Raw genomic sequence first — 17,062 nt, 5'->3', positions numbered from 1 at the left:
CAAGGAATCCAAGGCCCAACAGGGGCTACAGGAGCAACAGGTTCCCAAGGACCAACTGGAAATACAGGCCCAACAGGTTCACAAGGAATACAAGGTCCAACTGGTCCAACAGGAGCTGGAGCAACCGGAGCAACAGGAGCGACCGGGGCGACTGGAGTCAGTACAACTGCAACATATGCATTTGCGAATAATACATCAGGAAGTATTATTTCTGTTTTGTTAGGTGGCACGAATATTCCGTTACCAAACAATCAAAATATTGGACCAGGAATAACCGTTAGTGGTGGAAATACTGTATTTACAGTTGCGAATGCAGGAAACTATTATATAGCCTATACAATTAATTTAACGGCAGGATTACTTGTAAGTTCCCGTATAACTGTAAATGGCAGTCCGCTTGCGGGAACGATAAACTCTCCGGCAGTGGCTGCAGGTTCATTTAGTGCAACAATAATCGCTAACTTGCCTGCTGGAGCTGCAGTTAGTTTACAATTATTTGGAGTAATTGCGTTGGCTACATTATCTACGGCAACGCCAGGGGCTACTCTAACGATTATTAGATTAAGTTAATAAGCAGAAAACCTTGAAACTTTTATGTTTCAAGGTTTTTTTATCCTTGTATCTGGAAGTAAACCTCATTAACCAGGGGGAGTGGATACCCTCTAATTATTTAAAGTTTCACTTTATTCACTTGGGCAAAAACATCGCAGTCCGAAAATATATTATAATAGAATGAAAAGAAAGAAATTTGGCAGAAAGGGAGGGTGGCGATGCAGGAGATGGTTAAAGATTTTTTTGGACGCCCACTTCAAGATTTACGTATATCTGTCATTGATCGTTGCAATTTTAGATGTACATATTGTATGCCGGCGGAAATATTTGGGCCAGATTATGCTTTTTTGAAAGATGAGTTTTTACTAACTTTTGATGAAATTGAGCGTTTGGCAAAATTATTTGTTAACATCGGTGTACGAAAAATTAGAATTACTGGCGGTGAGCCACTGCTTCGTAAAGATTTAACAAAACTGATTGCACGTCTCGTGAAAATTGATGGGCTAATAGATATAGGGTTAACGACAAATGCTATCCATTTAACGAAACAAGCGAAGGCATTAAAAGAAGCTGGATTACATAGAGTGAATGTTAGTTTAGATGCGATAGATGACGACATATTTAGGAATATTAATGGTCGAAATATTAATACGAAACCGGTGATTAAGGGAATTATAGCAGCTAAAGAGGCGGGGCTGGAAGTAAAGGTAAATATGGTTGTGAAAAAAGGGATGAACGATCAACAAGTACTTCCGATGGCTGCGTATTTTAAAGAGCAAGGAATCACGCTTAGGTTTATTGAGTTTATGGATGTTGGTAGTACAAATGGGTGGAATTTTGATCAAGTGGTTACAAAACGAGAATTGATTGAGATGATTCATAAGGTGTATCCGCTTGAGCCAGCTGAAGTCCATTACTTTGGTGAAGTTGCGAAGCGATATCGGTACGTTGGAACAAATGTTGAAGTTGGTTTTATTACATCTGTTTCTGAGTCATTTTGTGCCTCTTGTACGAGGGCAAGAATTTCGGCAGATGGAAAGTTTTATACGTGCTTATTTGCGACAGAGGGTTTGAATGTAAGAGAACTTCTTAGAGGAAATCTTTCGGATGAGGAGTTATTAAGTGTTATACAAGATGTATGGATGAATAGAAAAGATAGGTATTCGGATGAACGGACAGAAGAAAGTGCAAAAAATCGTCCGAAAATCGAAATGTCTTATATAGGAGGATAAGAAAGGGGGCTATCGCATGCAGGAGCGATATTCAAGACAAATATTATTTTCTGGTGTTAGAGAAGAAGGACAGAGAAAAATAAGAGAGAAGCATGTGCTTATTATTGGTGCTGGTGCTCTCGGTGCGGCAAATGCAGAAGCGATTGTTAGAGCAGGTGTTGGAAAAGTAACGATTGCTGATCGTGATTATGTAGAATGGAGTAATTTACAAAGACAACAACTATATACGGAAGAAGATGCAAAGCAGTATAAACCGAAGGCGATAGCGGCTGCAGAACATTTACAAGCGATTAATTCTGAGGTGGAAATAAATCCAGTTGTGACGGATGTAACGGTGCAAGAAATGGAAGAGCTAGTGCGTGATGTAGATTTAATATTAGATGCGACAGATAATTTTGAAACGCGTCTTCTTATTAATGATATTTCACAAAAGTATAATATTCCGTGGATATATGGTGGGTGTGTCGGAAGTTACGGAGTAACGTATACAATTTTACCAGGGAAAACACCGTGTTTTCGCTGTTTAATGGAGCATCCGGCGAGCGGAGCAACATGTGACACAGCTGGTATTATACAACCGGCAGTACAATTAGTAGTTGCGCATCAAATTACGGAAGCGCTGAAAATATTAGTAGAAGACTTTGGGGCGCTTCGTGAAACGATGTTATCATTTGATCTTTGGAATAATCAACAGATGGCATTTAAAGTGAATAGGCAGAAAAAAGATACTTGTTTATCTTGCGGAAGGTTACGTACATATCCGAGTTTAACATTTGAAGCACAAACAAAAACAGAAGTGTTATGTGGGCGAAATACAGTACAAATTCGCCCGGGTGTGCGGAAGAATTTTAATTTAGAAGAAATTAAAAAGCGCTTACAAAGAAGTGTAGAGATAAAGGCGACACCTTATCTATTATCATTTCCGGTAGAAGAATATCGTTTTGTTTTATTTACAGATGGCAGGGCGTTCATTCATGGGACGAATGATATGAATGTAGCGAAAAGTTTATATGCAAGATATATAGGTTGAACCTAAAGGAAATCCTTTAGGTTCAACGGAGAGAGGATTATGAATTTCTCGTATAATCTCCACTTTTTCCACCTGTTTTTTCAAGTAAGTATGTTTCGCCGATAATCATACCTTTATCGACAGCTTTACACATATCATACACAGTAAGAGCGGTAGCGGAAGCAGCTGTTAAAGCTTCCATTTCAACACCGGTGCTACCTTCTGTTTTAACTTTTACTTCAATGAGTAAACGATATTGTTCTTCTGATTGTTTCCAATCAAAAGAAACGTCAACACCTTTTAATAATAAAGGATGGCACATTGGGATAATATCAGAAGTTCGTTTCGCAGCCATAATGCCTGCGATTTGCGCAACTGCTAATACGTCACCTTTCCCAATTTCATTGTGAGAGATTTTATCGTAAATTTCTTTCGTAACGACAATGCTAGAGCACGCAATTGCTATTCGAACGGTTGCTTTTTTGTCACTTATATCAACCATTTTTGCGCGTCCTTGGTCATTAAAATGTGTAAATGAAGACATGGAATTCCTCCTTGAAGTAATTTCTATTGAATACATAAAGTTTAATCGAGATAAAAAAAATTGCAAATATGAGGTGAGAAACGATGGTAGAAAAACGAATTCCAATTCAAGTTGCTGAAGCAGTAGAACGGGTAATGAAATATGCGAAGCATGGTGAAGTAGAAGAAATTTCTATTACGGAAAGTTACGGGAGAATTCTCGGGGAAGATGTTGTCTCAGATCATGAAGTTCCTCATTTTGATCGTTCCCCTTACGACGGTTTCGCCATTCGAGCAGAAGATACGAAAGGAGCAACCCAAGAGAATCCAGTTGAATTTGAAGTAATAGGAGAGATCGGGGCGGGTTCTGTTTTTTTAGAAGAAGTAGGAGCTTTTGAAGCGATTCGAATTATGACAGGAGCAGCTATTCCAGAAGATTGCAATGCAGTTGTAATGCTAGAGCTGACAGAAGGATTTGAGAAGAACGGAAAAACATATATGAAGTTAAAACGCCCTTTTAATAACGGTGACAATGTGTCGTTTAAAGGAGAAGATATAAAACAAAATCAAGTTCTCGTTAAGAAAGGTGTGGCAATTAATCCAGGAGTTGCGGCCTTACTAGCAACGTTTGGATATAGCACTGTGAAAGTTATAAAACAGCCTGTTGTCGGTATTGTAACGACAGGGAGTGAATTATTAGAAGTACATGAGCCGTTAGAACCGGGGAAAATTAGAAATAGTAACTCGTATATGATCGCAGCTCAAATTATGAAAGCTGGCGGGAAAGTTCGTTATTATGGTCAACTCGCGGATGAGTTAGATGCATGTTTTACAGCTATTCAATTAGCGATGGATGAGGTCGACATTTTAATTACAACTGGCGGTGTATCGGTAGGAGATTATGACTACTTACCAGCTATTTATGAAAGGTTACAGGCGAATGTACTCTTTAATAAAATAGCCATGAGACCTGGAAGTGTAACGACAGTAGCTGAATTTGATGGGAAGTTACTTTTCGGTTTATCAGGAAATCCGTCTGCTTGTTATGTAGGCTTTGAATTATTTGTGCAACCAATTATAAAAACGTATTTGTATGCGAAGGAACCTCACGTATATAGAGCGGATGCTATTTTACAAAAAGATTTTCCAAAGCCAAATCCATTTACTCGTTTCGTAAGAGCAAACGTAACGATTGTGGACGGGGCGTTACAAGCGATGCCGGTCGGTTTAGATAAATCGAGTGCAGTATCTTCACTTGCAGATGCGAATGCTTTTATTGTGTTACCTGGAGGAACGAGAGGATTTGAGACCGGGATGAAAGTATCTGTATTATTGTTAGAGCACTCTGAGGGATGTGATTGGCCATGGGCAAAGCCACTTCAATCTTACAAATAGTAGGATATCAAAATAGCGGAAAAACAACGCTTGTGGAGAAAATAGTGCATGCATTAGCTGAACGGGAAATGAAGGTTGCTACCATTAAACATCACGGGCACGGAGGTTTTCCAGAAGTAGCGCAAAAAGATAGCGAAAGACACCGTAAAGCTGGTGCTGTCGTAAGTAGTGTAGAAGGTGCTGGATTGCTTTCACTTTCTTCACTAAGAAAGAAATGGTCCTTGCAAGAAATTATTCGCTTATATGAGTTTTTTGAAGTGGATACAATTTTAATAGAGGGCTATAAAAAAGAGAACTACCCGAAAGTAGTGTTACTTCGTTCTGCGGAAGACGTTGAGCTTTTACATAAAGTAGAAAATATAGTAGCGATTATTACGTGGTATGATGCCCCGGCAAATATACGAGAAGAATATAAAGTATTTCATATAACAGAAGAAGAGTTGTACATAGACTGGTTTTTACAAACGGTTAGGAGTGCGAAATGACAAATACATATTATGAAGTAATTAATACAGAAATCTTGATTGAAGAGGTAACGAAGAAAGTGATTCGACGTGAATGCGGTGCTGTTACAACATTTATTGGAACCGTTAGAGAGTTTACGAAAGGGCGTCGTACATTATACTTAGAGTATGTTGCTTATAAGACGATGGCAGAAAAGATGCTAGAGAAAATTGGCCTGGAAGTGAAAGAGAAATGGCCGGATACATATGTTGCGATTACACATCGCATCGGTACGTTGCAAATTTCTGATATAGCGGTTGTTGTTGCTGTTTCAACACCACACCGTAAAGCGGCTTATGAAGCGAACGAATATATTATGGAACGCATAAAACAAATTGTTCCGATTTGGAAAAAGGAGTTTTGGGAAGATGGTGACTCATGGATTGGTGATCAATTAGAAAAAACACCATATCCGGCGGGAGAGCCTGGGAAGGAGCTATAAGTATGATTCGAGTATTGTTATTTGCGCACTTGCAAGAAGAAGCAGGGACAAGTGAATTACAAATAGAGAAAGAAAATATTACGGTTGCAGAGTTAAAAGATGTTGTTGCGAAAGAATATAATGTACCAGTTTCAGAGCCAATTATGGTTGCGATTAATGAAGAATACGCAAATGAAGATGACAGGGTCCAATCTGGTGATGTTGTTGCACTAATTCCACCAGTGAGTGGTGGTTAATATTGGATTCATTAAAACGACTTTCCTAAGTAGGGGAAGTCGTTTTTTTATGGCGTTTTTGAGAACACTAACTTATAGGATAAGGAGGACGTTATGAAAAAAATATGTGTAATTATTACAGTGATATGTTCTATCTTTTTCTCTTCTCCAAGTGATTCTTTCGCGAAAGAATCAAGGGAACAGCTTTTAGAGAGTGCTTTATTGAATAGGTACTATTCGGTTATTAGACAAGTGACAAAAGATCAATATGAATGTGATTCAGTTATAAATATAAAGCGTCTCGGCAGGAAAGATGAATTTGTTCCTAGATTTGAAGTGACGCTACAATTTCTTACTTTTCAAGGGGCGCATAATCCCCCAAATGACAAAGTTACACTTACTTTGGAGGATTATTTAGATCATATAAAGGTAAAAAATGTGGAGCGAGAAAAGAATGTTTCTAATGATGTTGTAGAAAAGATTTGTGCTCGCAAAAAAGAAAAAATGAAAGCTCATTCTAATGATTGAGAGTGGTAACTTATTCCGCTATTTTGCGGGATGATTAAAGTTTCAATTTATGACATTTTACAGAGAAAGGTAATGGGCGATGGATATATTTTTAGCAATTTTACCAGCTATATTTTGGGGAAGTATTGTGCTATTTAATGTAAAACTGGGCGGGGGACCGTATAGTCAAACGCTCGGAACAACGTTTGGAGCACTTATTTTCTCAATTGTTGTTTATATTTTTATGAAGCCAGTATTAACACCTACCGTTATTGGAGTTGGAGTTGTTTCAGGTTTATTTTGGGCGCTTGGTCAGGCGAATCAATTAAAAAGTATTGATTTAATGGGTGTTTCGAGGACGATGCCAATTTCAACAGGACTTCAATTAGTTGCGACGACTTTATTTGGCGTTATCGTATTTCATGAATGGTCCACGACAATATCGGTCGTCCTTGGGATTTTAGCGCTCGTTTGTATTATTATCGGTGTTATTTTAACATCGCTTCAAAGTGAAGAAGAAAAAAATGCAGAGCAAGCAGCAAACTTTAAAAGAGGTATCGTAATTTTATTAATTTCAACAGTCGGTTATTTAGTTTACGTTGTAGTGATTAGACTATTTAACGTAGATGGTTGGTCAGCTTTGTTGCCACAAGCAGTTGGTATGGTGTTAGGTGGGATTTTGCTTACCTTTAAACATCAGCCATTTAATAAATATGCAATCCGAAATATTATTCCAGGATTAATTTGGGCAGCTGGAAATATGTTTTTATTCATTTCGCAGCCGCGTGTTGGAGTCGCAACAAGTTTCTCGCTATCGCAAATGGGAATTATTATTTCCACGCTTGGTGGGATTCTTATATTAGGTGAAAAGAAAACGAAACGCCAATTAACGGGTATCGTTGTCGGTATCGTTTTTATTATTGCAGCCGGAATTATGTTAGGTATAGCCAAAAGTTAAAGGAGGTATAGAAATGTATAGTGATTTAGCAGGGAAAGTTGTCGTTATTACAGGATCAGCAACTGGTCTCGGAAGAGCGATGGGAGTGAGGTTTGCTAAGGAAAAAGCGAAAGTGGTTATTAATTATCGCTCACGAGAATCAGAAGCAAATGGTGTGTTAGAAGAAATTAAAAAGGTAGGCGGCGAAGCGATTGCTGTAAAAGGTGATGTAACGGTCGAATCAGATGTTGTGAATCTCATTCAATCTGCTGTGAAAGAGTTTGGTACGCTTGACGTTATGATTAATAATGCAGGGATAGAAAACGCGGTACCGTCGCATGAAATGCCGCTTGAAGATTGGAATAGGGTAATTAATACAAATTTAACAGGTGCTTTTTTAGGAAGTCGTGAAGCGATTAAATATTTTGTAGAACATGATATTAAAGGGTCTGTCATTAATATGTCTAGTGTTCATGAGAAAATTCCGTGGCCACTATTTGTGCACTATGCAGCAAGTAAGGGTGGTATTAAACTGATGACAGAAACGTTAGCGCTAGAATATGCGTCAAAAGGTATTCGAGTAAATAATATTGGGCCAGGTGCAATTAATACGCCGATAAATGCAGAAAAATTTGCTGATCCAAAGCAGCGTGCTGACGTAGAAAGTATGATACCGATGGGCTATATTGGAAAACCTGAAGAAATTGCAGCGGTAGCAACTTGGCTTGCTTCTTCAGAGGCGAGTTATGTAACGGGAATTACGCTATTTGCAGATGGTGGAATGACGTTATATCCATCGTTTCAAGCTGGGCGTGGGTAATATGAAAAGGACAAAGAGTTTTATCTCTTTGTCCTTTTTACAAAAAAAATAGCGTTCAGCTATTTTAAATTTAATGATTAATTGTATCTTGAAGAAATTCTGTTGCTTGATGTTCAGTAACATTTTGTACGAGCGCGACTTCGCTAATCATCATTTTTCGGGCATTATCTAGCATTTGTTTTTCGCTCGCATTTAATGTTCTCTCTTTATTACGGCGAAGTAAATCCCGAACCACTTCTGCGCTATCTTGTAAATTGCCATTTTTCATTTTTTCCATATTCATTGTATATCTTTGTTTCCATGAGAGTGATGGGTCTGACTCCCCGTTTTGAAATTCAAGAAGTATATCATCTAACGTACCTCGATCAACGATATAACGAATACCTGATTTTTTTAATTGTTCCATCGGAAGCATTACTTGCATATCTTTACTAATGATGCGTATCACACAATATTGACGTGAAGTACCTAATATTTCTTTCTCTTCAATTGCTTCGATAATTCCTGCACCGTGCATTGGATAAACGATTTTATCACCAATTTGAAACAAATCATCCACCTCCATATGTGGTAACCACTTTTAATGATAGCATACGTATGTAAAAATGTCAAATTTTATATAATAACATAATATTTATATTCGAGTCAATAAGGTAAAGTGCTTTTTTTATGTTTTTTTGGGGATTTTATTTATAGTGATTTTTTTAGAAAAATAGTACAGGTGAAGAAAGAAGGCATATCCACTTATTTTTAAGCATAAAATGTAAAAGCGCTAATACAATATACCTAAATCCGTTCTTTGCAAAGGAGGGAGAGAAGGTGGGGCGCACAATAAAAATTGATATTACAAATAAAGTTGTAGCTAAATTTAGACCAAATTATTTGGAATTATATACGAGTAAATTTATGATAGGTAAGTTTTATGTCTATACTGAAGATAAAAAATATGTGTTAGAAGACGGATATATATATGAGAATGGAAAGTTTTATCGCATCATAGATACGCACCGTGGCAATAATCAAGCGGCGGAGGGCTGCGATCTAGGATGGTGTTAACATGATTCGTGTGAAAGTGTTTGATGAAAGTCACGAAAAAGACTTAGAAGACGCTGTGAATGTTTTTTTGAAAAAGATTGATGATAGCAACTTTGTAGATATTAAGTACCAAGTTGGTGTTTCCATTAACGACGATGAAAACCAAATTTATTGTTTTTCAGCAATGATCGTTTATAAAGCATAAAAAAGAGCTGGCTCATCCAGCTCTTTTTTATGTTTTATGTTGGGACAACATGTGTCGGTAATACGTTCATAATAGATTGGGTTGTGCCTGATTTCTTTGTCGTTAAAAGAGGCTCCCCTGTTTCATGGTTTTGGGCATCTTTACACATACCAAGGTGATAACGATCACCTAAAAATGGATCAATATAAAAACCGTTTTTGAATACTTTATCATTCGGATGTTTTTCATGATGAATATCAGAGCAGTTAATGCAATAGAACATAGCGTTCAACCCCTTTTTATTTTGTTTGAAAAAAGTGAGTCGGTAGTCATTTCGCTCCTAAGGAAATGTTGAGGAGAAGAGAAATAACTACCTACTCAAATGGTGGGCATATTCCTTCTGATTTGTCATATCTCGCGTATTGTCCCTGAGGGAAGGAGGAGAGACGAAGTACGCATGATATAAGTAAGGCACTTCTTTCAATATGAATGATGGAGTTTCATGTTGAGAGAAGTTTTTATTTTGTATTGCCTTTGTGAGTATATTATGAGGAAATGCTAAGAGGGTGTTTGTCCTGTTGAAAAAATGTTGAGAATTTCTCAACAGTAAAAGAATTAGCGTTGACATGAAACCAAAAGGTGTTATATCATCAAAGTACAACCAAAAGGTGTTATGTTATAACGCGGAGTAAAGGAGAATGAAAATGGAACAACAAAATACATTAAATGATATTAAACAAACAATCGTTTTTAACGCGTCTATTCAAAAGGTATGGAGTGTAGTATCAACTGCAGAAGGGATTGCGTCATGGTTTATGCCAAATGATTTTGTATTAGAGGTAGGACATGAATTTCATGTGCAATCACCATTTGGGCCATCACCATGTAAAGTGTTAGAAATTGATGAGCCGAACCATTTATCTTTCTCATGGGATACAGATGGCTGGATTGTTTCATTTAATTTGAAAGACTTAGGAGATAACAAAACAGAATTTACGTTAATTCACGGCGGCTGGAAACATCCTGATGAAATTCTTCCGAAAGCAAATGCGAAGAGCTCTATTATTCGCGATAGAATGAGCGGTGGTTGGGTAGCGATTGTAAATGAAAAACTGAAAAAGGTTGTCGAAGGCTAAGTGTCCTCGTCAGCAGGGAAATATGATGTATTTCAAGCAATTGCTGATCCAACCCGCCGAGAAGTAATACGGTTATTAAGTGACAAAGAGTTACCGATTTCCAAAATAACGGATCATTTCCCGATGAGTCGTACTGCGGTTGTAAAGCACCTTCATATTCTTTCGGAAGCGAATTTAGTAAGTGGAAGAAAAAGCGGAAGAGAGAAGATATATCGTTTGCATCCAGAACCATTAGAAGAATTACAACAGTGGCTCTCGTATTATGAGCGTTTTTGGGATAATAAATTATCCATGCTGAAACATATTGTGGAGAATGAAGAGTAGATGTTATGTAAAAAGGATGACCAAAATGGTCATCCTTTTTATTGTTGCTCACTTGTTTGTGTAGCTGGCTTTAATAAAATCCAAGCGATAATTAATGTACATACTGCTAATACGAAAGTGCTCATATAAATGACGTGTACGCTTGATGCTAATGCGGATTGTGATTCGGTTACTACGTTTGCTGTAGTACCGCCATGTCCACCAGATACAAGATCAAGATTTTTAATACCACGTGCGTGAATCATCGTATTGAAGATTGTACCGAATATTGCAGCACCTAACGTTTGACTAAATGTATTAATAAATGTGTTTAAACCAACAGCTGTTCCGCGTGTATGAGCTGGGACTGCTGCTTGAATTGTTACCATATAAATCGGTGTCACAAGCCCCATTCCTAAGCCGAATAATCCAACTGCTACATAAATAAGGAACGATGGTGAATTGGTTGATAGTGTAAATAATAAGAACGTAGCGACTGATAAAATGCTAGCCCCAAGTAAAATGATTTGTTTCGTTTTTAATTTGCCTACTAAGTTACCAGAGAAAATAGCGCCAAATGTCCACATAACAGGGATTGGCATTAAAATAAGTCCAGCTTCTGTAGCGTTTTTTCCTAATACACCTTGGCTCCAGATTGGTAGGTACATTGTAATACTAATAATCATTGCGCCAGCAATAAGAGTTAATATATTTATCGTAGATAATGTACGGTTAGAGAAAAGTGTTAAAGGAATTAATGGTTCCGGAGATTTTTTCTCGATGAACAAGAAAATAATGAATGAAATAGCGGCAAAGATTAATAGGCCGATAATTGTCATGTCTCCCCAGTTTTGCTTACTGCTACCTGTTAATAATGCATATAGTAGAGCGATTGTACTTAATGAAAAAACTGTTGCACCAAGATAATCGATATGGTGTTTAGCGGGCTTAATAGATTCTTTGTAGTAAATTGCAATCATTAAGCAAGCGATAATTCCAAATGGAACGTTTAAGAAGAAAATATAGCGCCAAGAAAGGGAATCAACTAAAAATCCACCTACTAACGGTCCGATAACACCGGATACACCCCAAACGGCACTCATCCAACCTTGTGCTTTCGCGCGGTCTTTCGCTTCGCTATATAAGTCTCCAATTATCGTCATTGTGATTGGCATAACAGCACCAGCACCGATACCTTGAAGAGCGCGGAAGAAAATTAATTGTTCCATCGATGTAACGACTCCGCAAAGTGCAGAACCGACTAAAAAGATTGTAGCTCCGATCAGTAAAACTTTTTTACGGCCGAATAAATCAGCGAGCTTTCCGTATATTGGAGTCGAAACAGCTGTTGCAAGCATATAAATTGCATATACCCAACTAACAAGTTCGACGCCTGACAAATCACTCGTTATACGAGGGATTGCTGTACTAACAATCGTTCCTTCTACCGCAGAAAGAAACGTCATTAACATTAAAGACATCATGACTTTTTTTCTCATTTGTTTTCCCCTTACCCTTTTTTAAATATTCAACAATATAAAATATAAAGGTACTAAGGTATATAAAGCAACAAAAAAGCAATGGAAAGTTACATGGAGCAGATGTTTGTCGCTTCTTGTCGGTAAGTCGATATATTTGAGAAATCGCCGATAATGATTTCATGGCAATATTAAAAAAAGAAACAGGAATCCCTGTTTCTTTTTTAATATTGCATTTTCGCGTTTTCTCCAGCTGTCGTTCCAGCAATTCTACCAGTAACGAGGGCTGATGTAATATTATAACCACCAGTATAACCGTGAATATCAAGAACTTCTCCACAGAAATATAAGCCGTTCGTGAATTTAGAAGACATTTCTTTCGGATTAATTTCTTTCACGGATACACCTCCGCCAGTAACGAATGCTTTTTCAATTGATTGCGTACCATTTACATTCACAGTAAACTCTTTAAAGTCTTTCACAAGTGCACGAATCTTTTCGTGAGAAACTTGTCCAGCTTGTTCACTACTGTCAATTTCATTTTTTTCTAATAAGAATAGGAAGTAACGTTCAGGGACATAACCTTTTAAAACGTTTTTAATTCCTTTTTTCGGATCTTCTTTCATTTGTTTCAGCATGCGCTGAAATAGTTGCTCACTATTTTCCTCTGGCAATGCATCAATACTCATTTGTATTGTGTTCGTTTTAAACTTTTTCAGTGCTTTCACGACGAATTGACTACAGCGAAGAGCAGCAGGACCAGATAGGCCGAAATGAGTGAAGAGCATGTCCATTTTGTGAGAAATGATAGCTTTTCCTTTCGGGTTTAATACGCTTAAGTTTATATCACGTAAAGCAAGACCTTGTAATGAGCGATCACGTATAAACGGCTCGTTTGACAGGATAGGTACTTCTGTTGGGAATAATTCTGTAATTGTATGACCTGCTTTTTCAGCCCAAGCGTATCCGTCTCCAGTGGAACCAGTTTGAGGAACGGATTTTCCGCCAACAGCGATAACGACATGATTTGTTTCTAACACTTCGCCTGTTTGCAGTACAACTGCCTTCGTTTGACCATTTTCATATTCAATCGTTTCAACAGGCGTATTTGTACGGATTTTTACACCTAAGTCTTTTAATCGTGTTAAAAGTGCATCTACAACAGATTGCGCTTTGTTTGACACGGGGAACATGCGACCGTGGTCTTCTTCTTTCAATTTAACACCAAGATTTTCGAAGAATGTAATAATATCTTCATTATTAAAAAGAGAAAAAGCGCTGTATAAGAAGCGACCGTTTCCTGGTATATGTTTAACAATTTCATCAAGTGGTAGACGGTTCGTTACGTTACAGCGTCCGCCACCAGAAATCGCAAGTTTACGCCCAAGTTTATTTCCTTTATCAAGAAGCAAGACATTTGCGCCTTCTTCTGCAGCACCAATTGCAGCCATTAGCCCAGAAGGACCGCCGCCGATGACAATAACATCATAATGCATAATATATCGACCTCATTTTCTACATTTCCTGCCTAAAAGAATAGCATGTTTTCCGTTAAAAGAAAAATAGAGTGAAGTACTGCTTAATGAGAGAATTGTGGTACAATACAAAAGTTAGAGTTCAGCACTATCCTGCTATTTGTAGGCGATAAGACTAAAACCTCAAGATTTAGGAGAAGTAAATAGGGAGTCTGTTAGCCTGTAAATGCTCGAATGGTTCAACTAATAAGGAGTAGGAGAGAAGTCTCCAACTAATTATAGTTTCACTTTATGTAGATGTAGGAGGATTTTTGTATGTCCGATTCGAAATTTCTGCGCGGAACGCTTATTGTTACGCTAGGGACATTTTTAGTAAAGTTCTTAGGCATGATTTACGTCTTTCCGTTTCATGCATTAGTAGGCACAGAAGGCGGAACGCTCTATACATATGGATACATTCCATATACGATCTTTTTAAGTATCGCAACGGCAGGTGTGCCGCTTGCTGTTTCAAAATTTGTTTCCAAATATAATGCGCTTGGCGATTATAAAACGAGCCGGAGAATGTTCCGCTCGGGAATGGTTATGATGATAGTAACAGGAGTTCTTTCGTTCCTAGTACTGTACATGACGGCGCCACTGTTTGCAGAAGCGATGCTTGGTAAACAAAGTATACACAATAATGTAGGAGAAGTTACGACGATCATTCGTCTTGTAAGTTTCGCACTTATTGTTGTACCAGCAGCGAGTTTAATTCGTGGTTATTTCCAAGGTCACCAGTCTATGGGACCAACTACCGTTTCACAAATTATTGAACAAATTATTCGTATCGTCTTTTTATTAGCTGGTAGTTTTATCGTTATTAAAGTACTTGGCGGTACAGTTGCAACAGCAGTTGGAGTAGCGACATTTGCTGCGTTCGTTTCAGCGGTTGGAGCACTCGGTGTGTTAATTTGGTACTGGTTAAAACGTAAAAAATATTTGGATCAATATTTAATTGAACAAACTGTACCAGAATCAACAGTAAGTACTGTTCAATTGTTTAAAGAGTTATTCGCATATGCGATTCCTTACGTTGTAATTGGGTTAACAATTCCTTTATATCAACAAATTGATACATTGACATTTAACTCAATTATGCAGGCGATTGGTCAAGGTGATATCGCAGAGCGAGCGCTGGGTATTTTCACAATGTGGACGCATAAGTTAATTATGATTCCTGTATCACTTGCAACAGCGTTTAGTTTAACGCTTGTACCAGCAATTACAAAATCATTTACTGAAAAACAATACCGCTATTTGAAATTACAAATTACACAAACATTCCAGGCAAATATGTTTTTAACATTGCCAGCAGTTATCGGTATTTCAACACTTGCATATCCAATTTACACGGCTTTCTATGACTCAGATCCATTAGGTGGACAAGTATTAATGTGGTATGCACCAGTTGCATTGTTATTTGCTTTATTTACAGTAACAGCGGCAATTCTTCAAGGGATTAATCAGCAAAAGCATGCGATTGTCGCGCTTATTATGGGTGTTATTTTGAAATTTGTATGTAACGTAATCTTTATTCGTTATTTCGGTACAGTAGGAGCAATTCTAGCGACCGCAGTTGGTTTCTTAGCTTCTGTTTGGTATACAAATCGACAAATTAAAAAATACGCACACTATTCATTCGGTGTTGTATATAAAAGAACATTCCAAATTGCAGTACTGACACTTATAATGGTCGTTGCTGTAAAACTATCACAATGGCTTCTATCCTTCATGATTTCGCCTGATGGCCGTATTGGTGCTCTTATAACAGTTGCGATTTGTGCAGGTATTGGCGGTCTTGTTTACGGATTGTTAGCAATTCGCACAGGAGTACTTGAAAGAGTATTTGGCGGAGAAGCATTAGATAAAATTCAACGTAAACTTGGTAGTAGATTTAAAATAAAGTTGAAATCAAGAGGGGCGTAATTACGTCCCCTTTTCTATGATAAATAAAGAAGGTGAAAAACGTGAGATTAGATAAATTATTAGCGAATATGGGATATGGAAGTAGAAAAGAAGTAAAGAAATTATTGAAAGATGGCGTTGTGAAAATTGATGGAACGCCAGTAAAAGATGCGAAAGTTCATGTAAATGTAGAAGAGCAAGAAGTTATGATTCACGGTGAAGTTGTGGAATACAAAGAGTTTGTTTACTTAATGATGCATAAACCACAAGGTGTTATTTCAGCGACGGAAGATGATAATCATGAAACAGTAATAGATTTATTAGAATTAGAAGATGCAATCTTTGATCCGTTCCCAGTTGGACGACTTGATATCGATACGGAAGGTTTCTTATTGATAACAAATGATGGGAAGTTATCACATCAATTATTATCTCCGAAAAAGCATGTGCCGAAAAAATATTATGCACACGTTGCAGGAGTAGTAACAGAAGAGGATGTAAAAGAGTTTGCTAAAGGTGTTATTTTAGACGATGGCTATGAAACAAAGCCAGGTGCGCTTACAATATTGAAAAGCGATGATATTTCTGAAATTGAGCTTGTGATTACGGAAGGGAAATTCCATCAAGTGAAGCGTATGTTTGAAGCGGTAGGGAAAAAAGTAGTCTACCTAAAGAGAACAGAGATGGGTCCGTTAGTATTAGATGAAGAACTAGAACTTGGACAATACCGAGAGCTAACAGATGAAGAAGTAGAAATGTTAAGAACATATCAAGTAGATACTGAAAAGTAGTACCTTTATAGGTACAGAAAAAACCCCTTTCTAATAGTTAGAAAGGGGTATGTATTTATTTACATACAATTATTTTTCGTTATGAGGTCATTCTCACTTTCTTTCCTGTTGTTGTCCACTTACCGCGGCAAGGGCTATACACGAGTTCATTAAACTGCAACACATTTAGATCACGTTGTATCGTTCGCGGTGTGATCCCGAACTCATCTACAAGGTCTTTCGTCGTTACCGTTCCGTTTTCATTGATGTACATATAAATTGATTTAATGCGTGTTAGCATACGAGTAGTTGTAGGTTTCAAGAGAAAACCACTCCTCTACTAGTTTTTTTGACCCCATTCAGGAAAGAAGGTCGTTACTACCATTGTACTCTACATGATAAAATTCATGCTTTAATCTACTTAAATTTTACAAAAGTTTAACAAAAATTCATATAGAAAAATATTGGTAGTTGACATTGTATATATGGTCAGTCAACTAACACATAAAATTCTACGTAAAACGCCAAATTCCTGCAAATTTTTTTGAAAAAATAAAAGAAAAACTAATAAGAAATGTCTGAAATATTACAATTGTTCG

The 17,062-nt window shown here is 37.4% G+C and carries 22 protein-coding genes; 16 read left to right on the top strand and 6 right to left on the bottom strand.

What is annotated here, in order from left to right:
* From MR160_RS21420 to MR160_RS21410, 3 genes are all read left to right on the top strand, one after another.
* A partial coding sequence (locus tag MR160_RS21420) for a BclA C-terminal domain-containing protein (RefSeq protein ID WP_242298002.1) occupies window positions 1–570 on the top strand: 570 nt, incomplete at its 5' end.
* 200 nt (window positions 571–770) lie between these two features.
* Window positions 771–1,784 (top strand): GTP 3',8-cyclase MoaA, encoded by a 1,014-nt coding sequence (moaA, locus tag MR160_RS21415; RefSeq protein WP_001157113.1) that lies wholly within the window; start codon window positions 771–773, stop codon window positions 1,782–1,784.
* A gap of 16 nt (window positions 1,785–1,800) precedes the next feature.
* The gene (locus MR160_RS21410) at window positions 1,801–2,814 is read left to right on the top strand and encodes a molybdopterin-synthase adenylyltransferase MoeB (protein WP_001158115.1); all 1,014 of its coding nucleotides are present in this window, start codon (window positions 1,801–1,803) and stop codon (window positions 2,812–2,814) included.
* A gap of 37 nt (window positions 2,815–2,851) precedes the next feature.
* Here the strand turns inward: MR160_RS21410 and moaC are convergent, their stop codons facing one another.
* Window positions 2,852–3,337 carry a cyclic pyranopterin monophosphate synthase MoaC gene (gene moaC, locus MR160_RS21405; protein WP_242298000.1) on the bottom strand — a complete coding sequence of 162 codons (486 nt, stop codon included), beginning with the start codon at window positions 3,335–3,337 and terminating at the stop codon, window positions 2,852–2,854.
* Between the two features lie 83 nt (window positions 3,338–3,420).
* Here moaC and MR160_RS21400 point away from each other — a divergent pair, with 83 nt between their 5' ends.
* From MR160_RS21400 to MR160_RS21370, 7 genes are all read left to right on the top strand, one after another.
* A complete protein-coding gene (locus MR160_RS21400; protein ID WP_000229704.1) occupies window positions 3,421–4,710 on the top strand; it encodes a molybdopterin molybdotransferase MoeA in 1,290 nt (429 codons plus the stop codon).
* Window positions 4,674–5,195, top strand: coding sequence for a molybdopterin-guanine dinucleotide biosynthesis protein B (gene mobB / locus MR160_RS21395; protein WP_002081993.1), 522 nt, complete (start codon window positions 4,674–4,676; stop codon window positions 5,193–5,195). Before MR160_RS21400 ends, mobB begins: the two co-directional genes overlap by 37 nt.
* Entirely contained in the window at window positions 5,192–5,656 is a 465-nt protein-coding gene (gene moaE, locus MR160_RS21390; RefSeq protein ID WP_000185946.1) for a molybdopterin synthase catalytic subunit MoaE, read from the top strand. The genes mobB and moaE overlap by 4 nt, the downstream gene beginning before the upstream one ends.
* A 2-nt stretch (window positions 5,657–5,658) precedes the next feature.
* A complete protein-coding gene (gene moaD / locus MR160_RS21385) occupies window positions 5,659–5,892 on the top strand; it encodes a molybdopterin converting factor subunit 1 (RefSeq protein ID WP_000621773.1) in 234 nt (77 codons plus the stop codon).
* Window positions 5,893–5,985: 93 nt separating this feature from the next.
* The gene (locus MR160_RS21380; RefSeq protein WP_000717657.1) at window positions 5,986–6,399 is read left to right on the top strand and encodes a DUF3888 domain-containing protein; all 414 of its coding nucleotides are present in this window, start codon (window positions 5,986–5,988) and stop codon (window positions 6,397–6,399) included.
* A gap of 79 nt (window positions 6,400–6,478) precedes the next feature.
* Window positions 6,479–7,336, top strand: coding sequence for a glucose uptake protein GlcU (glcU, locus tag MR160_RS21375; protein ID WP_000350863.1), 858 nt, complete (start codon window positions 6,479–6,481; stop codon window positions 7,334–7,336).
* A gap of 13 nt (window positions 7,337–7,349) precedes the next feature.
* Window positions 7,350–8,135, top strand: coding sequence for a glucose 1-dehydrogenase (locus MR160_RS21370; RefSeq protein ID WP_000286680.1), 786 nt, complete (start codon window positions 7,350–7,352; stop codon window positions 8,133–8,135).
* Window positions 8,136–8,205: 70 nt separating this feature from the next.
* On the opposite strand, the gene MR160_RS21365 is transcribed toward MR160_RS21370, so the two are convergent.
* On the bottom strand, window positions 8,206–8,700 hold the full coding sequence (locus tag MR160_RS21365; protein WP_000451446.1) for a CarD family transcriptional regulator: 495 nt from the start codon (window positions 8,698–8,700) through the stop codon (window positions 8,206–8,208).
* Window positions 8,701–8,954: 254 nt separating this feature from the next.
* On the opposite strand from MR160_RS21365, the gene MR160_RS21360 reads away from it, so the two are divergent.
* The gene (locus MR160_RS21360; protein ID WP_000533804.1) at window positions 8,955–9,191 is read left to right on the top strand and encodes a DUF2553 family protein; all 237 of its coding nucleotides are present in this window, start codon (window positions 8,955–8,957) and stop codon (window positions 9,189–9,191) included.
* 1 nt (window position 9,192) lies between these two features.
* A complete protein-coding gene (locus MR160_RS21355; RefSeq protein ID WP_000621751.1) occupies window positions 9,193–9,375 on the top strand; it encodes a sporulation protein Cse60 in 183 nt (60 codons plus the stop codon).
* 34 nt (window positions 9,376–9,409) lie between these two features.
* On the opposite strand, the gene MR160_RS21350 is transcribed toward MR160_RS21355, so the two are convergent.
* Entirely contained in the window at window positions 9,410–9,637 is a 228-nt protein-coding gene (locus MR160_RS21350) for a DUF3973 domain-containing protein (RefSeq protein ID WP_000498990.1), read from the bottom strand.
* A gap of 421 nt (window positions 9,638–10,058) precedes the next feature.
* Here MR160_RS21350 and MR160_RS21345 point away from each other — a divergent pair, with 421 nt between their 5' ends.
* Together MR160_RS21345 and MR160_RS21340 are read left to right on the top strand one after the other, a co-directional pair.
* Window positions 10,059–10,490: an SRPBCC family protein gene (locus MR160_RS21345; protein ID WP_000437764.1), complete on the top strand. Its 432-nt coding sequence runs from the start codon at window positions 10,059–10,061 to the stop codon at window positions 10,488–10,490.
* Window positions 10,491–10,814 carry an ArsR/SmtB family transcription factor gene (locus MR160_RS21340; RefSeq protein WP_242297997.1) on the top strand — a complete coding sequence of 108 codons (324 nt, stop codon included), beginning with the start codon at window positions 10,491–10,493 and terminating at the stop codon, window positions 10,812–10,814.
* 38 nt (window positions 10,815–10,852) lie between these two features.
* On the opposite strand, the gene MR160_RS21335 is transcribed toward MR160_RS21340, so the two are convergent.
* Together MR160_RS21335 and MR160_RS21330 are read right to left on the bottom strand one after the other, a co-directional pair.
* Window positions 10,853–12,292, bottom strand: a complete 1,440-nt coding sequence (locus MR160_RS21335; protein WP_001228024.1) for an MDR family MFS transporter — start codon at window positions 12,290–12,292, stop codon at window positions 10,853–10,855.
* A 203-nt stretch (window positions 12,293–12,495) separates the two neighbouring features.
* Window positions 12,496–13,767, bottom strand: a complete 1,272-nt coding sequence (locus MR160_RS21330) for a BaiN/RdsA family NAD(P)/FAD-dependent oxidoreductase (RefSeq protein ID WP_242297996.1) — start codon at window positions 13,765–13,767, stop codon at window positions 12,496–12,498.
* Window positions 13,768–14,061: 294 nt separating this feature from the next.
* Here MR160_RS21330 and MR160_RS21325 point away from each other — a divergent pair, with 294 nt between their 5' ends.
* Window positions 14,062–15,714, top strand: a complete 1,653-nt coding sequence (locus MR160_RS21325; protein ID WP_001284026.1) for a putative polysaccharide biosynthesis protein — start codon at window positions 14,062–14,064, stop codon at window positions 15,712–15,714.
* A 41-nt stretch (window positions 15,715–15,755) separates the two neighbouring features.
* Window positions 15,756–16,484: a pseudouridine synthase gene (locus MR160_RS21320; protein WP_001234948.1), complete on the top strand. Its 729-nt coding sequence runs from the start codon at window positions 15,756–15,758 to the stop codon at window positions 16,482–16,484.
* A gap of 79 nt (window positions 16,485–16,563) precedes the next feature.
* Here MR160_RS21320 and MR160_RS21315 read toward each other — a convergent pair whose 3' ends face one another.
* Window positions 16,564–16,785, bottom strand: coding sequence for a DeoR family transcriptional regulator (locus tag MR160_RS21315; RefSeq protein WP_000805512.1), 222 nt, complete (start codon window positions 16,783–16,785; stop codon window positions 16,564–16,566).
* Window positions 16,786–17,062: the final 277 nt, after the last annotated feature.

This window comes from Bacillus cereus group sp. BfR-BA-01382 (genome assembly GCF_022663475.1).
GTDB lineage: Bacteria > Bacillota > Bacilli > Bacillales > Bacillaceae_G > Bacillus_A > Bacillus_A thuringiensis_S.
This window is presented reverse-complemented; position numbering and strand designations above follow the sequence as displayed.

Excerpts from the sequence above, each read along its gene's own strand:
- moaA (WP_001157113.1), top strand. The coding sequence starts at position 771 with ATGCAGGAGATGGTTAAAGATTTTTTTGGACGCCCACTTCAAGATTTA.
- MR160_RS21410 (WP_001158115.1), top strand. The coding sequence starts at position 1,801 with ATGCAGGAGCGATATTCAAGACAAATATTATTTTCTGGTGTTAGAGAA.
- moaC (WP_242298000.1), bottom strand. The coding sequence starts at position 3,337 with ATGTCTTCATTTACACATTTTAATGACCAAGGACGCGCAAAAATGGTT.
- MR160_RS21400 (WP_000229704.1), top strand. The coding sequence starts at position 3,421 with ATGGTAGAAAAACGAATTCCAATTCAAGTTGCTGAAGCAGTAGAACGG.
- moaE (WP_000185946.1), top strand. The coding sequence starts at position 5,192 with ATGACAAATACATATTATGAAGTAATTAATACAGAAATCTTGATTGAA.
- moaD (WP_000621773.1), top strand. The coding sequence starts at position 5,659 with ATGATTCGAGTATTGTTATTTGCGCACTTGCAAGAAGAAGCAGGGACA.
- MR160_RS21380 (WP_000717657.1), top strand. The coding sequence starts at position 5,986 with ATGAAAAAAATATGTGTAATTATTACAGTGATATGTTCTATCTTTTTC.
- glcU (WP_000350863.1), top strand. The coding sequence starts at position 6,479 with ATGGATATATTTTTAGCAATTTTACCAGCTATATTTTGGGGAAGTATT.
- MR160_RS21370 (WP_000286680.1), top strand. The coding sequence starts at position 7,350 with ATGTATAGTGATTTAGCAGGGAAAGTTGTCGTTATTACAGGATCAGCA.
- MR160_RS21365 (WP_000451446.1), bottom strand. The coding sequence starts at position 8,700 with ATGGAGGTGGATGATTTGTTTCAAATTGGTGATAAAATCGTTTATCCA.
- MR160_RS21355 (WP_000621751.1), top strand. The coding sequence starts at position 9,193 with ATGATTCGTGTGAAAGTGTTTGATGAAAGTCACGAAAAAGACTTAGAA.
- MR160_RS21350 (WP_000498990.1), bottom strand. The coding sequence starts at position 9,637 with ATGTTCTATTGCATTAACTGCTCTGATATTCATCATGAAAAACATCCG.
- MR160_RS21345 (WP_000437764.1), top strand. The coding sequence starts at position 10,059 with ATGGAACAACAAAATACATTAAATGATATTAAACAAACAATCGTTTTT.
- MR160_RS21335 (WP_001228024.1), bottom strand. The coding sequence starts at position 12,292 with ATGAGAAAAAAAGTCATGATGTCTTTAATGTTAATGACGTTTCTTTCT.
- MR160_RS21330 (WP_242297996.1), bottom strand. The coding sequence starts at position 13,767 with ATGCATTATGATGTTATTGTCATCGGCGGCGGTCCTTCTGGGCTAATG.
- MR160_RS21325 (WP_001284026.1), top strand. The coding sequence starts at position 14,062 with ATGTCCGATTCGAAATTTCTGCGCGGAACGCTTATTGTTACGCTAGGG.